Annotated in this window: 11 protein-coding genes and 1 other RNA gene; 5 read left to right on the top strand and 7 right to left on the bottom strand. The window is 35.1% G+C overall.

Annotation, left to right across the window (positions count from 1 at the left end; translation table 11 throughout):
- Nucleotides 1-4 precede the first annotated feature (4 nt).
- Nucleotides 5-841 carry a hypothetical protein gene (locus ACIQ0D_RS03230; protein ID WP_395803042.1) on the top strand — a complete coding sequence of 279 codons (837 nt, stop codon included), beginning with the start codon at nucleotides 5-7 and terminating at the stop codon, nucleotides 839-841.
- Between the two features lie 58 nt (nucleotides 842-899).
- Here ACIQ0D_RS03230 and ACIQ0D_RS03235 read toward each other — a convergent pair whose 3' ends face one another.
- From ACIQ0D_RS03235 to mutS, 3 genes are all read right to left on the bottom strand, one after another.
- Nucleotides 900-1,844: an exonuclease domain-containing protein gene (locus tag ACIQ0D_RS03235; RefSeq protein WP_395803044.1), complete on the bottom strand. Its 945-nt coding sequence runs from the start codon at nucleotides 1,842-1,844 to the stop codon at nucleotides 900-902.
- Between the two features lie 4 nt (nucleotides 1,845-1,848).
- On the bottom strand, nucleotides 1,849-1,971 hold the full coding sequence (locus ACIQ0D_RS03240) for a hypothetical protein (protein WP_395803046.1): 123 nt from the start codon (nucleotides 1,969-1,971) through the stop codon (nucleotides 1,849-1,851).
- Nucleotides 1,972-2,322: 351 nt separating this feature from the next.
- Nucleotides 2,323-4,899 (bottom strand): DNA mismatch repair protein MutS, encoded by a 2,577-nt coding sequence (gene mutS / locus ACIQ0D_RS03245; RefSeq protein WP_395803056.1) that lies wholly within the window; start codon nucleotides 4,897-4,899, stop codon nucleotides 2,323-2,325.
- A 180-nt stretch (nucleotides 4,900-5,079) separates the two neighbouring features.
- Between mutS and ACIQ0D_RS03250 the strand changes: the two genes are divergently transcribed.
- Nucleotides 5,080-6,300, top strand: a complete 1,221-nt coding sequence (locus ACIQ0D_RS03250) for an MDR family MFS transporter (protein ID WP_395803058.1) — start codon at nucleotides 5,080-5,082, stop codon at nucleotides 6,298-6,300.
- A gap of 3 nt (nucleotides 6,301-6,303) precedes the next feature.
- On the opposite strand, the gene ACIQ0D_RS03255 is transcribed toward ACIQ0D_RS03250, so the two are convergent.
- Complete coding sequence (locus ACIQ0D_RS03255) at nucleotides 6,304-7,338, bottom strand: aldose epimerase family protein (protein ID WP_395803048.1); 1,035 nt, start codon at nucleotides 7,336-7,338, stop codon at nucleotides 6,304-6,306.
- Nucleotides 7,339-7,441: 103 nt separating this feature from the next.
- Here ACIQ0D_RS03255 and ACIQ0D_RS03260 point away from each other — a divergent pair, with 103 nt between their 5' ends.
- Complete coding sequence (locus ACIQ0D_RS03260; protein WP_395803060.1) at nucleotides 7,442-7,972, top strand: RNA methyltransferase; 531 nt, start codon at nucleotides 7,442-7,444, stop codon at nucleotides 7,970-7,972.
- Between the two features lie 59 nt (nucleotides 7,973-8,031).
- Here ACIQ0D_RS03260 and ACIQ0D_RS03265 read toward each other — a convergent pair whose 3' ends face one another.
- Together ACIQ0D_RS03265 and gltB are read right to left on the bottom strand one after the other, a co-directional pair.
- Nucleotides 8,032-9,507, bottom strand: a complete 1,476-nt coding sequence (locus ACIQ0D_RS03265; protein WP_395803050.1) for a glutamate synthase subunit beta — start codon at nucleotides 9,505-9,507, stop codon at nucleotides 8,032-8,034.
- Nucleotides 9,507-14,033, bottom strand: coding sequence for a glutamate synthase large subunit (gene gltB / locus ACIQ0D_RS03270; protein WP_395803052.1), 4,527 nt, complete (start codon nucleotides 14,031-14,033; stop codon nucleotides 9,507-9,509). The genes ACIQ0D_RS03265 and gltB overlap by 1 nt, the downstream gene beginning before the upstream one ends.
- A 216-nt stretch (nucleotides 14,034-14,249) precedes the next feature.
- Between gltB and ffs the strand changes: the two genes are divergently transcribed.
- Both ffs and fsa read left to right on the top strand, forming a co-directional pair.
- An RNA gene (gene ffs, locus ACIQ0D_RS03275) (signal recognition particle sRNA small type) lies at nucleotides 14,250-14,349 on the top strand.
- Nucleotides 14,350-14,609: 260 nt separating this feature from the next.
- Entirely contained in the window at nucleotides 14,610-15,269 is a 660-nt protein-coding gene (gene fsa / locus ACIQ0D_RS03280) for a fructose-6-phosphate aldolase (protein WP_395803054.1), read from the top strand.
- Between the two features lie 93 nt (nucleotides 15,270-15,362).
- Here the strand turns inward: fsa and ACIQ0D_RS03285 are convergent, their stop codons facing one another.
- Nucleotides 15,363-15,470 carry a hypothetical protein gene (locus ACIQ0D_RS03285; protein ID WP_395803062.1) on the bottom strand — a complete coding sequence of 36 codons (108 nt, stop codon included), beginning with the start codon at nucleotides 15,468-15,470 and terminating at the stop codon, nucleotides 15,363-15,365.
- Nucleotides 15,471-15,483: the final 13 nt, after the last annotated feature.

Genomic DNA, 15,483 nt, shown 5'->3' on the forward strand with positions numbered 1-15,483 from the left:
AAAGATGAAAAACACATTAATTATCCTTTTTTTCCTAATTCCAACACTCTGCTATAGTCAACATTTAAAAATCAAAAAGAGAGCCTTAAATGCATTAAATGGATCAGAGCTTTCCAAAAGTATTCGGGATACAAGCCTAAGTTTAGATAGGCGTGAAAAAATAATTTTTAAAGAAATAAAATCAGGTAACATCCCAAATTTTTATCGTCAAATGGTAGAAATCAGAGATACTTCACTAATTCAAAACAAAAAATATATTATAAAATATTATGTTTTACCCGATTACCTAGCCATAGGTAGTGATCAAGATTATTTTTATTGCCCAATGCGACCACAATTAGCACAAAAAATAGCTAAATACCTTAAAAGTAGTCTACCAACACGCTTAATTTCGAATAAGATTTACCAAAATTCATCCGTAAAAATGCTACCTCAACCTATTGCTCCATCAAAGGAGATGGTTACAATTCCAGTATTTGAAAAGCATAATTTAATGGTTCAAGAACAAAGGAAAAGTAGCTTAGAAGAATTTCCAAATGGGAGTTTGGTAGCAGGAAATAAAAAGGATGTAGTTATTTCAAATAAAATCTTTAATGATAAGGGTTTACTAAGAGTAGTAATTTACGGATGGCATAAAGCTGATGGAAGGGCTATTCAACCATTATATAACGGGCATTCAACAGCACATGTTGACTATAGCCATGGTATTAGACTAGTACAAAATAAAGTATGGATAAATGGCAAAAAAAGTAGAATAAAAAAAATACTTAAATCAGAGAATTTGCATGAACTATTAAGTGATGAAGGCAGAATTAAAAATCCCCATTATCCGAACAAATAAAAAATGCAAATTCCTAAATAATAGAAACTTGCATTTTAAATAATTAAAAACAATCTAATTACTTGCCGAATTTCATTTTTAACTGATCAAGCATATCATTGTTAATAGGCTTGACTTCTTCCTTCACTTTAGTGGTATTTGCAGGAGATGCTTTAATTACATTATTTGAAGCCTGCTTTTCATTTCTTAATTGCTCCTTTTTGGCATTCATGCGATTCCAGATTTTTTCAAGGCATCGCTTGGTATAAAGTGGAAAATCGCCATTAAGCATCCAATTATAATAACTTGGTTCAGATTGAAATACCTCTTCTACAGACCTTCCCTTGTGCTTACCAAAATTAATTACTTCGACACCGTCTTCATTATAAACCATTCTGGCAGCAAAATCGACGGGTTTATTTAAGTTAGTGAACTTATGTAATGCTTCGATATTATTTTGAACAGGTTTTGAGACTTGTCCCTTTTTATCTTCCCAATCTACATTTTCATATTTCTCTATTTGAGCCATTAAAACCTCATAAGTAGCTTTAATATCCGCTTCAGCAGAATGTGCATTCACGATATCTTTACCACAATAAAACTGATATGCGGCTTTAAGTGTACGTTGTTCCATTTGATGGAAAATATTTTGAACATCCACAAAATGACGGTTATCGATTTCAAAATCAATTCCATTACGTAAAAACTCCTCCATTAAAACAGGAATATCAAAACGATTTGAATTATAGCCTGCAAGGTCACAATCATCTAAAAAACGGGCTAATTCCTCTCCTACTTGTTTGAAAGTAGGTTCATGTTTAATATCTTCATCATAAATACCATGAACTAATGATGATTCAAGAGGAATAGGCATTCCGGGATTAATGCGCAAAGTTTTTACATCTTCTGTACCATCTGGCATTGCTTTCAAAATAGAAATTTCAACAATACGATCCGCGGCTACGTTTACACCAGTAGTTTCAAGATCAAAAAAAGCAAGAGGACGTTTAAGATTTAATTTCATACGATTAACTAAAGATTATAATACCTGCAAGTATTCCTAAAATCATGATTAAATACATGAGAATTTCGGTAGATGCAAAGCGTTTGTATTTCATCCAGAATGTGTAATCGCTTTTGTTTTCGCTCATATATCTCTGGTGAAGTAATATTTTTATAAAATTACAGAATAAATTAGAGAATTTAAGGGATATTAGAAAAAGGAACAAGGAGCTAAGTACAAAGACTTATGACATATGATATTATTCATCAAATATCTCATATCTCAAATCTAATGCCTCACATCTAATATCTAAAAATCGTCTGAACTATGATTTATTTGATTAAGGTGATTTCGGAGATTATTAATTAATTATCTAATGTCTCATATCTCACATCAAATGTCTCATATCTCACATCAAATGTCTCATATCTCACATCTAATTTCTCATATCTCACATCTAATTTCTCATATCTCACATCTAATATCTCACATCTCCCTCCTACGACTTCAGCACCCTCTGTATCTCATCCAATTTCATTAAAGCCTCTACAGGAGTAAGTGTATTCACCTCCAAATTATTTAGCATGTCTCTAATTTTAACTAAAATTGGGTCATCAATAGAGAACATCTGTAATTGATAAGCCTGTTTTTGGACTTTTTTGAGGCTATCTTTGATATCTTCTCCACCAGTACGTTCCTGTTCAAGACGTTTTAAAATTTCATTTGCACGTGCAACCAATTTTTGAGGCATACCAGCCATTTTTGCCACGTGGATACCAAAACTATGCTCGCTGCCGCCTGGGACAAGCTTACGTAAGAAAATAACCTTATTGGAGAGTTCTTTTACAGAAACATTGAAATTCTTAATTCGAGGGAAAGTGTTCGTTAACTCATTTAGCTCGTGATAATGCGTTGCAAACAACGTTTTTGCCTGTGCTGTGGGATGATTATGTAAAAACTCAGCAATTGACCAAGCAATAGAAATACCATCATAAGTACTTGTGCCACGACCAATTTCATCCATTAAAATCAGACTTCTTGGCGACAAATTATTCAAAATACTGGCTGTTTCGTTCATCTCAACCATGAAAGTTGATTCTCCAGTAGTTAAATTATCTGATGCACCCACACGGGTAAAAATTTTATCTACAATACCAATTTGAGCTTCCTTAGCAGGGACAAAACAGCCCATTTGCGCCATTAAAACAATTAATCCGGTTTGCCTTAACAAGGCTGATTTACCCGACATGTTTGGTCCCGTAATGATAATAATCTGCTGCGTATCACTATCCAAAAACACGTCATTGGTGATATATTCTTCACCTAGAGGAAGATTTTTCTCAATAACGGGGTGCCTTCCACCTTTAATATCGATTAAAGTACTATTATCGATTAATGGCTTGACGTAATAATTTTTAATAGCTAAAGTGGCAAAATTGAGAAGAACATCAAGCTGCGCAACTAATTGAGCATTAAGTTGTATCGGTTTTATAAACTCTGATAAAGCATAAGTAAGCTCATTATATAAACGAGTCTCGAGTACTAAAATCTTTTCTTCAGCACCAAGAATTTGTTCTTCATACTCCTTTAATTCGGGAGTGATATAACGTTCAGCATTAACTAGTGTTTGCTTTCGAAGCCATTCAGTTGGCACCTTATCTTTATGGGTATGAGTAACTTCTAAATAATAACCAAATACATTGTTAAAAGCCACTTTTAAGGAAGGAATTCCAGTGATTTCAGCTTCTCGTTTTTGAATTTCAAGAAGATATCCTTTGCCACCAAAGGCGATTTTTCTTAGACGATCAAGTTCTTCATCTACACCATCGGCAATCACATTTCCTTTTATAACTAAAACAGGAGGATCAGGATTAAGCTCTGTTTCAATCTTTTCTCGAATTAACAAACAAGGATTTAACTGCTCTGCGATACTCTTCAAAGCATAATTATCAGAACTTTGGCAAAGATCTTTCAGGTTAAAAATCGCAAAAAGTGCTCTTTTTAATTGCATAACCTCCCTAGGATTCGCCTTTTGAAGTCCGATTTTTGAAATTAAACGTTCCAAATCACCAATCTGTTTTAACTCATGCAGTAATTTTTCACGCAAATCGTCATCATTCATCAAAAACTCAACCACATCCAATCGCTCTTGAATAGGTTTAATTTCTTTCAGCGGCATAATTATCCAACGACGAAGTAAACGAGCACCCATTGGTGAGCAAGTTTGATCTAAAACATCAACTAGACTAACCGCATTTTCGTTTGAAGAACCTATTAATTCAAGGTTTCGAATGGTAAAACGATCGAGCCACATGTATCGATCTTCTTCTATCCTAGAAATAGAAGAAACATGTTGAAGGTTACGATGCTCCGTTTCATTTAAATAATGAAGAGCTACCCCTGCCGCAGTAATGGCGAGTGGGAATTTATCAATACCAAATCCTTTTAAAGATTTTACTTCGAAATGTTTTAACAAAAATTCAGAGGCATAATCGCCGCTATAAGCCCAATCATCAAGGTGGTAGGTATAAAATCGATCGCCAAAAGTCTCGGTAAAATCACGCTGTCTGCTCTTTTGAAAAATAACTTCACTTGGTTTAAAACTTTGAAGAAGCTTGTCGATATAATCTGCATTACCTTGTGCGACTAAAAATTCACCAGTTGAAATATCAATGAACGCGATTCCAAACGAGTTTTTTTCAAAATAAAGTGATGCTAAATAATTATTCGTGTTCTGCTGAATAATATTATCACTGTAAGAAACACCAGGCGTAACAAGCTCAGTAACACCTCTTTTTACAATCGTTTTGGTTGTTTTAGGATCCTCTAATTGATCACAAATGGCCACCCTTTGACCTGCTCTAACCAATTTTGGAAGATAGGTCTCAAGTGAATGATGTGGAAAACCAGCTAATTCGGTATGAGTACCCGACCCATTTCCACGTTTTGTGAGTACAATCCCGAGGATTCCAGATGCTTTTACAGCATCCTCACCAAATGTTTCGTAAAAATCACCAACACGAAATAATAATAATGCACCAGGGTATTTAGCCTTGATGGTATTATATTGCTTCATTAAAGGGGTTTCCTTCTGTTCGACCTTCTTCGACAAATCTTTAAATTTTAAAATGATAAAGTTAATGGATTAAAAGGTTTTTAGAAGATTTGCGAGAAAATTTTAAAATATTTCTGTTCAAGAAAATAAAATTATATTCTAATAATCTTAAAGAACGTTCACAAAAATCTATCTTTGAGTGTGCTAAATAATACCCTTAAAATTTACAAAAATGCCTTTTCTGGACTAAGTAAAGAGAGTTGGTACTTATCTCTTGTGATGTTAATAAACCGTAGCGGGACTATGGTGGTGCCTTTTTTAACTATTTATTGTACGCAACAATTAAAATTTAGCATTGTTCAAGCAGGTACAATAATGGCCTTATTTGGTGCTGGGTCAGTGCTTGGCGCATTTATAGGAGGTAAAATAACAGATAAAATTGGTTTTTACTACTTACAAATTGCAGCTTTAATTACTGGTGGAATTATGTTTATTTCGCTGGCCTTTTTAGAAACATTTTCTAGTTTAGCCATAGGTACAGTCATTTTAAGTATGTGCAATGAAGGCTTCAGACCTGCAAATTCTTCTGCAGTAGCCCATTACAGCACAGAAAAAAACCGTACAAGATCTTATTCTCTAAATCGGATTGCAGTAAATTTAGGTTGGTCGTTTGGGGGAGCTATGGGAGGTTTTTTTGCATCTATAGACTATCATTTACTATTTTTTGTAGATGGTTTCACCAATATTCTTGCTGCTCTAATTCTCATAAAACTATTACCTGCAGTTAAAAAGGTAAAGAATGAAGATAAATCTATTGAAAAAAAAATCACAAAATCAGCTTATCGAGATAAGCCCTATCTGGCATTCATTCTTTTAAGCACTTTATTTGCATCTTGTTTTTTCCAATTATTTACCCTTCAACCTGTATTTTATAAAACAGAATGGCATTTAAGTGAACAATTTATTGGCGGGTTAATGGCCCTAAATGGTTTATTAATTGTGGGATTTGAGATGCTTTTAATTAATAAAATTGATGGAAAGAAACCTAGTTTGTATTTCATCGGATTAGGAACAATAATTACTGGTTTTTCCTTTGCTATATTGGATATTCTACCCGCTTTAGCACTAGTTGCAATCCTTTCAACAATTATTATTTCATTTGGAGAAATGTTTGCCATGCCATTTATGAATACCTTTTGGACAAGCAGATCGAATGATAGTAATCGCGGTGAATATGCGGCACTTTACACCATTTCATGGTCTGTAGCGCAAATCATCGGACCACTTTACGGTTCATTTTTAGTCGAATTTGGTGGTTATTCGCTATATTGGTGGTCTATAACGGGTATTTGTGTATTAACTGCCACGGGATTCTTTTTATTAAATTATTTAACACAAAAGAAAGTACAGATTCAGCACTGATTATCATTCAATAGAAAGAGAATAATTGGTTTGATGCCTATAAATTTCCCCAGGACGAAGAATAGTTGATGGGAAACTTGAAATATTAATAGCATTGCAGTGATGTTGAGTTTCAAGACAAAATCCAGTAAATGGTTCATACTTTTGACCACTTTTGGCGTTTAGGACTCCTAAATATTTACCCGTATAAAAATGAACTGTTGGTTCATCGGTAAATACCTCCAATTTTATACCACTTTCACTAGAATATGCAGTCGCAGCTAGTCCAAAAGATCCATAATCTTTGTCTAGTAAAAAGGATTGATCATATCCCAAATTCGGATCCCAATTATATCCAATTGGCTTAGAGATATTAAAATCAAAATTAGTCTCATTAACCGAATTAAATTCCCCATTAGGCACATAATCAATATGTTGACCTAAATATTTCGCAGCCGGTATTTGAATGAAATGATCAGAAATACTACCTGAACCATTCAAGTTAAAATAATCATGATGGGTCAAATTAATGGCTGTAGGCTTATCTGTATTAGCTTGAGTTAATATAATAAGTTCATCATCATCATTTAAGGAAAAACTTATTGATACCTCAACATTTCCTGGATATCCTTCTTCAAGATCTTTGCTAAAATAGGACATTTCAAGTATTTGATTATCCATTTGTAGCACTTTCCAAGCTTTTTTATCAAATCCTTCATAACCACCATGAAGTTGATGTGGATGTAAGTTTGGACTAACTGAAAAAGATTGACCATCAATTTCAAATTTAGCATCGGCAACACGATTAGCATATCGACCAATTATTGCGCCTAGATAAGTTCCAGTTTTTATATATTCCGGATTTAGATAATCTTCCATATTATCAAAACCTAAAACGATATCTATTATTTTTCCGTCACGGTTCGGGACTTTAAACGATTGAATAATAGCACCTAAATTACTGATGAATACCTCTACCCCATTATTATTTTTCAGAGTAAACAGAAAAATATCTTCATCATGATATTTAAACAAAGAATTAGATTTATGGATTTTCATTTTATGCTAAGCTTATCATTATTTGAAGCACTCAAAATAGTGTAAAAATTGATTAAATTATAAAAAATAAAGCTGTTTTCATAATAAGAAGCTATTTTTGAAGATGCGAAAATTGAAAACTGACGAACTGGGTCGTGTAGGTATTGATGATTTTAAAAAACAAGACAAATTACCATTGGTAGTTATTTTAGATAGTGTGCGAAGCATGCATAATATTGGTTCTATTTTTCGCACCACTGATGGCTTCGCTATTGAAAAGATTTTCCTTTGTGGAATTACTGCTCAGCCACCTCATAGAGAAATAGAAAAGACGGCACTTGGTGCAACGCAATCCATTGAGTGGACTTATTACGAAGATGTTTGTGATGCTATAAATAACTTAAAATCAGAAGGATATAAGATAATAGCTATTGAACAAGCAGAGAATAGTACCTTATTAAATAATTATCAACCAAACAAGTCTGATAAATATGCATTAATTTTTGGTAATGAGGTTAATGGAGTTAGTGATGAAGCAATGAAATTGATTGATACCTGTATTGAAATCCCACAATTTGGAACCAAACATTCTTTTAACATTGTGGTATCTGCAGGAATTGTGCTTTGGGATTTTTTCGCAAAATTGAAACTATAATAAAAAAAGCCCTGATTTAATGAAATACATAAATCAGAGCCTATAATTAGCCTTAAAAATTAAACATTTACATATTCATTGATGCGATCTTTACTAGGTAAATTACTTTTACCCATAAGGAATTCATCAGCTTTACGAGCAGCTTCTCTACCCTCAGAGATTGCCCAAACAACCAATGATTGTCCGCGACGCATATCTCCAGCAGCAAAAACCTTCTGAATACTCGTTTGATATTGTCCTTCCGTAGCTTTTACATTCCCACGATTATCAAGTTCTAAACCAGAATTTTGAATTAGTCCCTGATGCTGTGGATGTAAAAATCCCATCGCTAATAAAACCAGCTGACAAGGAATTTCTCGCTCAGAGCCCTCAACTTCATTAAACTTGACCGGTCGGCCTAAAGAATCAAGCTCCCAGCTCACATCAGAAACCAATATTGCCCTTAAATTACCTTTAGCATCCCCTACAAATTCTTTGGTATTAATACCCCAAAAGCGCTCACAACCTTCCTCATGAGAGCTTGTTGTTTTTAGCAACATTGGATAGCTCGGCCAAGGCATATTTTCATTCCTTTGTTTGGGAGGTTGAACCATTAGCTCGAACTGTTTCACTGAATTTGCATGCTGTCTATTAGATGTTCCAACACAATCTGACCCAGTATCACCACCACCAATTACAACAACATCTTTAGCTTTAGCAAGAATTCGCTCTCCAAGAATTGCTGAATTACTAACTTCCTTATTTTGCTGTTTTAGGAAATCCATTGCGAAATGAATCCCATTTAAATCACGTCCAGGAATAGTTAAATTTCTAGGAATAGTTGATCCTGCGGCCATAATAACTGCATCATGACGATGGATAAAGGCTTTCATATCATCCTTAATACCTACCTCAGTATTGCAAATAAATTGAATACCTTCCTGTTTCATAATTTCTATACGGCGATCTATAACTGATTTTTCAAGCTTGAAATCAGGTATTCCATATCTTAATAAACCTCCAGGTTGATCATCACGTTCATAAACAGTTACGTTATGACCAGCTTTGTTCATTTGAGCGGCCGCTGCCAATCCCGCCGGACCAGAACCTATTACAGCCACATTCTTTCCTGATTTAAGAATTGGTGAATTAGGCTTAACAAAACCTTTTGAAAAGGCTATTTCAATAATATGTCTTTCAATTTCTTCAATGGCTACTGCGGGCTTATTTATACCTAGAACACAAGCGGATTCGCATGGAGCTGGACAAATTCTTCCGGTAAATTCCGGGAAATTATTTGTAGAAGAAAGAATTAAATAAGCCTCCTCCCACTTCCCTTGATAAACGGCATCATTAAATTCAGGAATAACATTTCCTAATGGACAGCCAGAATGACAAAAAGGAACACCACAATTCATGCAACGAGCAGCTTGTTGATTTAATTTTTCTGCCTCAAACTCCTGCACAAATTCATTATAATTTTCCAAGCGCTCATTTGGAGCGATTTTTTGAGGAAGTTCTCTATCAAATTCTAAAAAACCTGAAACTTTTCCCATTATCCTGCTGATTGTTGTAATTGTTGATTATGTAAAACTCGCTTGTATTCTGTTGGGAATACTTTAATAAATGATGAAGACGTATTTTCCCAGTCCTCAAGAATATATTTCGCTACCTGACTTTGAGTAAGCAATACATGCTTTTTAAGTAAATATTGAATATCTATTTCATCTTGTGGAGTAAGCGGATCTAATTCTACCATTTCTGTATTGCAGTTATGCACAAAAGTATGTTCAGGGTCATATACCCATGCAATACCCCCACTCATACCGGCAGCAAAATTTCGCCCTGTTTTACCAAGAATTAAGGCTCTTCCTCCGGTCATGTATTCACAACCATGATCACCAACACCCTCAACAACCGCGGTAGCACCAGAATTTCTCACTGCAAAACGTTCGCCAGCTTGGCCTCTCACAAATAATTCGCCAGAAGTAGCACCATAAAGTGCCACATTGCCAATGATAATATTGTCTTGCGATAAGATTTTACTGTTTTTATCCGGATAAATAACTAATTGAGCGCCTGAAAGTCCTTTTCCAACATAATCATTCGCTTCACCTGTTAGTTCAAAAGAAATTCCCTTTGTACAGAAAGCCCCAAAGCTTTGACCAGCAGAACCCTTAAACTTAAAATTAACCGTATTTTGAGGTAAGCCTGTAGATTGATATTTCTTGGTAATTTCATTTGATAAAAGAGTACCTGTTGTACGATCTGTATTTTTAATGTCAAATTCAGCAAAAACAGGTTCTTTAGTATCAATTGCTTTATTTGCATGTGCTAACAATTTCCAATCAAGCACATGATTCAAATTATGATCTTGTTTTTCGCTATTGTAGAGGGTCATTCCTGATGGATTATCCATGGAATATAAAATTGCCGATAAATCGATATTTTTAACTTTCCAATGATCCACATCATCACGCATTTTAAGGAACTGAACCCTACCTACCATATCATTTATGGTTCTGAATCCAAGTTCAGCCATTATTTCCCGAAGTTCTTCTGCAATAAATCTGAATAGATTAACGATATGCTCAGGCTTTCCAGAAAAGAGCTTTCTTAATTCAGGATCTTGGGTAGCTACACCTACGGGGCATGTATTTAAATGGCATTTACGCATCATAATACAACCACCTGCTACTAATGCTGCGGTAGCTACTCCCCATTCCTCTGCGCCCAAAAGGGTGGCAATAGCAATATCTTTACCTGTTTTTAACTGACCGTCTGTTTGAAGTACAACTCTACTTCTTAATTTATTTTTAACAAGCGTTTGTTGCGCCTCTGCGAGTCCGAGCTCCCATGGTAAACCTGCATGTTTAATAGAAGTTAAAGGCGAAGCACCTGTACCGCCATCGTATCCTGCTATCAAAATAACATCCGCATGGGCCTTTGCTACACCAGCAGCAATAGTGCCTACACCAGCCTTAGAAACAAGTTTAACGCTAATTCGAGCTTCGCGATTGGCATTTTTGAGATCAAAAATAAGTTGGGCCAAATCCTCAATTGAATAGATATCATGATGAGGAGGAGGTGAAATCAATCCCACACCAGGAGTTGCATGTCTAACTTTGGCTATCCACTCATCCACTTTATCACCAGGAAGCTGTCCACCCTCACCAGGTTTAGCCCCCTGAGCCATTTTTATCTGTAATTCATCTGCATTAGTTAAGTAATTAGCAGTTACTCCAAACCTTCCAGATGCAATTTGCTTGATAGAAGAACGCATGGAACCACCATCAGCCATTGGCTCATATCTCAATTCATCTTCCCCACCTTCTCCTGTATTACTTTTTGCTCCAATGCTATTCATGGCTATTGCAAGCGTACTATGAGCTTCATGGGATATTGACCCAAATGACATGGCACCAGTGGCAAAACGCTTTAAAATAGCTTCCACGGGTTCAACTTCATCCAATGGTACTGGTTGGCGATGATGCGCAAAGTCGAGAAGCCCGCGAATAGTGTACAAAGCATCTGTTTGTTTATTAATATGATTGGCATATTTTTTATAAACCTCGTAATTATTAGTCCTGGTAGAATGTTGCAATAAATGGATGGTTTCAGGATTAAAAAGGTGCGCCTCTCCCTTTCTTTTCCATTGATAAACACCACCTTCTGGCAATAATTTGGCTTCAACACCTGTACGTCTGAAACCTAGAAAATGCTTGCGTAAAGCTTCCTCAGCAATATCATCAAGACTCATTCCACTGATTCTTGAAACAGCACCAGTAAAATATTGGTCGATAACATCTTGATTTAAACCAATAATCTCAAAAATTTGAGCTCCATGATACGACTGAAGAGTAGATATTCCCATTTTAGAGAATATTTTCAATAGACCATCATTAATAGACTTTGTATAATTTTTATATAAAGCCTTCAAATCCAGCTGAGTATTTATATTTTCATCAGTTTTAAGTTTACGTATTGTTGCTAAGGCGAGGTAAGGGTTGACTGCTGTAGCACCGAATGCAATTAGACAAGCGAAATGATGAACTTCCCAAACATCACCGGCTTCAACCATAATTCCAACAGCACCACGTAAACCCTTTTTAATTAGATGGTGATGAACGGCAGAAACGGCAAGTAAAGAAGGAATTGGAGCATGCTCAGAGTCAATAGCACGATCAGAGAGGATTAAAACCTCAAAACCATCATGAACGGCATCTTCAGCATATCTACACAAGCGTTCAAGACCTCTTTGAAGAGAACCGGCTTGCCCGTCGGCTTTAAAATAAGTCTGTAAGGTTTTAGCCTGAAAAGAACCGGTATCGATACTTCTTATCTTTTCAAGCTCTGTATTATTTAGAACAGGATGAGGTAATGCTACGCAATGACAATGCATTTTATCCTCATCGAGAATATTGCCATTATTACCCATAAATCCCGCCAAACTCATCACTAAACGTTCTCTAATTGGATCAATTGGTGGATTAGTAACCTGTGCAAATAGCTGTTTAAAGTAATTCGATAAATGTTGCGGTCGATCAGAAAACACAGCTAAAGGAGTATCAGTCCCCATTGAACCAATAGCTTCTTTACCAGTAAGCGCCATTGGCATAATTAAGGTTTCAATATCTTCACGAGAAAAACCAAAAACCTGTTGATACTTAAAAGTAGATTCATTTGATAATTGAGTAAAGGCTACACGAGGCTCATCAAGATCTTCCAATTTGATTTTATAATTTTCAAGCCAAGTTCCATAAGGTTGTTGAGAGGTTATTGCCTTCTTTATTTCCTCATCTTCAATTATTTGTCCTTTTATAGTATCTACAACAAGCATTTTACCTGGCTGTAAACGACCCTTTTTAATAACTTTCGACTCATCAACAGGTAAAACGCCAGCTTCGGAAGCTACAATAATTTGATTATCGCTAGTAATCACATAACGCTGTGGTCGAAGTCCGTTGCGATCAAGTGTAGCTCCAATTAGATGTCCATCAGTAAAAGCGAGAGCTGCTGGACCATCCCAAGGCTCAATTAATGTGGCATGGTATTCATAAAAGGCTTTGGTAGCAAAATCCATTTGATCATTACCGTCCCAAGCCTCTGGAATAAGCATCATCATGACATGAGGCAAAGATCTTCCACAATGAAAAAGCAATTCAATCACATTATCTAAACAAGCAGAATCAGATTGATTATTATCAATAACGGGCAAGAGCATATCCATTTCGTCTTTTGAGAAAAAAGGAGATGCAAAAGAGCGAATACCTGAATAAAACCAATTCAAATTGCCCTTTAATGTGTTAATTTCTCCATTATGCGCAATAAATCGGAAAGGTTGAGCTAAACGCCATGAGGGAAATGTATTGGTAGAAAAGCGAGAATGAATCATTCCAAAAGCAGAGGTTAAACCCACTTCATTTAGATCTGGGAAATAAATTCGTACCTGACTACTAGTAAATTCACCTTTATAAATAATCACATTTTGTGAAAGAGATACAATATAAAATTGTTGTTCAGCCCCTGAAACAGATTCTCTAACTGTTTTGGTGATAAAATTCTTAAGTACATATAATTTACGTTCAAAATCTGCAGGAGTATGAATATTTGCTGGTTTAGCTATAAAAACTTGCTCAATATCTGGCTCTGAAGAAAAAGCAGCTTCCCCAATTACACCGGCATTAACAGGCACTTTTCGGTATCCTAAAATGTTTAGACCCAGTTTTTCTGCAGACTTTTCAATCGCTCTACGGCAAGCTTCTTTAATGGTAGCTTTTTTGGGTAAGAAAAACATACCTACACCATAGCTACCCTCCTTACCTAAAGAAATGTTGAGTTTGAGGGCTTCCTGTTTAAGAAAATCATGAGGAATTTGAATTAATATTCCTGCACCATCACCTGAATCAGGATCACAACCGCAAGCACCACGGTGTTCCATGTTTTCTAAAATAGTTAGTGCATCACTTACAATCTGGTGAGTTTTATGCCCTTTAATATTAGCGATGAAACCAACTCCACAGGCATCGTGCTCCATTGCTGAGTTGTATAAACCTTGAGTTTGCTCGTCTTTATTTGTCATTAATACTTATTGATTTATTTTTTCCTAAAATAGGCAAAAAACACCTAAATTGCTTAATTGACAATGATTTTTATAATTAAGTTAAAATAATGTTATATAAAATCAATATTTTTATAATATTTATAATTAAATAATATATTATTTATAAATATTGTATTTCAACTATCTATTTTAAGCTTAGGAGCATAATTTCCAATTTTTTATTACTTTTGTGACGGGCAAGTCTTTTACGACCAGCTCCCTTTGAACTCCCCCAGGGTGGGAACGCAGCAAGGGTAGAAGGTTGTAGCGGTGCGATAAAAGGTGCTTGCCCATTTTTTTAATTTTGTCAATTAGAGATTCGTCTATGAATTTCATAATCCACCTTCCGGATTAAACAACAATTCACCATTCAGCTTTATTTATCTTAAAAAAGAATAATTTAAGATTTCATTAGGAAGAAATCAGATATTAATCTATATGCTAAAGATATTCCAATAAAATTTTGAATATTTTTCCCCATCATCAAAAAATAGAATAAATTTACAGCAAAAGATATATACTATTTACAAACAGTCAATACTAAAATAAATTGAAATGAAGTTCTTTATAGACACTGCAAACCTAGCCCAAATAAAAGAAGCACAAGCATTAGGGATATTAGATGGAGTTACCACAAATCCGAGCCTTATGGCAAAGGAGGGCATTACTGGCGACCAGAATGTGATCAATCACTATAAAGCTATTTGTGCTTTAGTAAATGGGGATGTGAGTGCTGAAGTTATTTCTACCGACTTTGAAAACATGGTTAAAGAAGGAGAAATTTTAGCTGCATTGGACCCTAAAATTGTAGTAAAAGTTCCTATGATTGCAGAAGGTATTAAAGCTATCAAGCACTTTAGTTCAAAAGGTATTAAAACCAATTGTACCTTAGTTTTTTCGTCCGGACAAGCTCTTTTAGCTGCAAAAGTGGGTGCAACATACGTTTCACCTTTTATTGGGCGTCTTGATGATGTTTCTACCGATGGTTTAACTTTAATCGAAGACATTCGTTTAATTTATGATAATTATGGATTTGACACGCAAATTCTAGCTGCATCTGTTCGTCATCCAATGCATATCATCAATTGCGCTAAGATAGGTGCTGATGTTATCACTGGACCGCTTTCTGCAATGGTAGCTTTGTCAAAACATCCATTAACTGACATAGGTTTGGCACAATTTCTTGCAGATCACGCAAAAGCTGCAGGAAAATAAATTCAATATTTTTTTAAAAAGAAAAAGCATAGAAATTTCTATGCTTTTTTTTATGTCAATCTTTAGCGTTTTATCAATACTTGATTTGGTTAACTAACTAATTAAGTGTAAAACTTCATCGATTGATTGATCGCTGTCAATTAGAATACCATTAACTCCTGCAGCTTCACCTGCCAAAACATCTCTTTCCCTATCCCCAATAAAATAAGATTTA

Source organism: Daejeonella sp. (assembly GCF_044342615.1).
Lineage (GTDB): Bacteria > Bacteroidota > Bacteroidia > Sphingobacteriales > Sphingobacteriaceae > Daejeonella.

Bases quoted from the DNA above. Each gene is read 5' to 3' on its own strand.
- ACIQ0D_RS03230 (WP_395803042.1), top strand. From the start codon at position 5: ATGAAAAACACATTAATTATCCTTTTTTTCCTAATTCCAACACTCTGC.
- ACIQ0D_RS03235 (WP_395803044.1), bottom strand. From the start codon at position 1,844: ATGAAATTAAATCTTAAACGTCCTCTTGCTTTTTTTGATCTTGAAACT.
- ACIQ0D_RS03240 (WP_395803046.1), bottom strand. From the start codon at position 1,971: ATGAGCGAAAACAAAAGCGATTACACATTCTGGATGAAATACAAACGC.
- mutS (WP_395803056.1), bottom strand. From the start codon at position 4,899: ATGAAGCAATATAATACCATCAAGGCTAAATACCCTGGTGCATTATTA.
- ACIQ0D_RS03255 (WP_395803048.1), bottom strand. From the start codon at position 7,338: ATGAAAATCCATAAATCTAATTCTTTGTTTAAATATCATGATGAAGAT.
- ACIQ0D_RS03260 (WP_395803060.1), top strand. From the start codon at position 7,442: ATGCGAAAATTGAAAACTGACGAACTGGGTCGTGTAGGTATTGATGAT.
- ACIQ0D_RS03265 (WP_395803050.1), bottom strand. From the start codon at position 9,507: ATGGGAAAAGTTTCAGGTTTTTTAGAATTTGATAGAGAACTTCCTCAA.
- gltB (WP_395803052.1), bottom strand. From the start codon at position 14,033: ATGACAAATAAAGACGAGCAAACTCAAGGTTTATACAACTCAGCAATG.
- fsa (WP_395803054.1), top strand. From the start codon at position 14,610: ATGAAGTTCTTTATAGACACTGCAAACCTAGCCCAAATAAAAGAAGCA.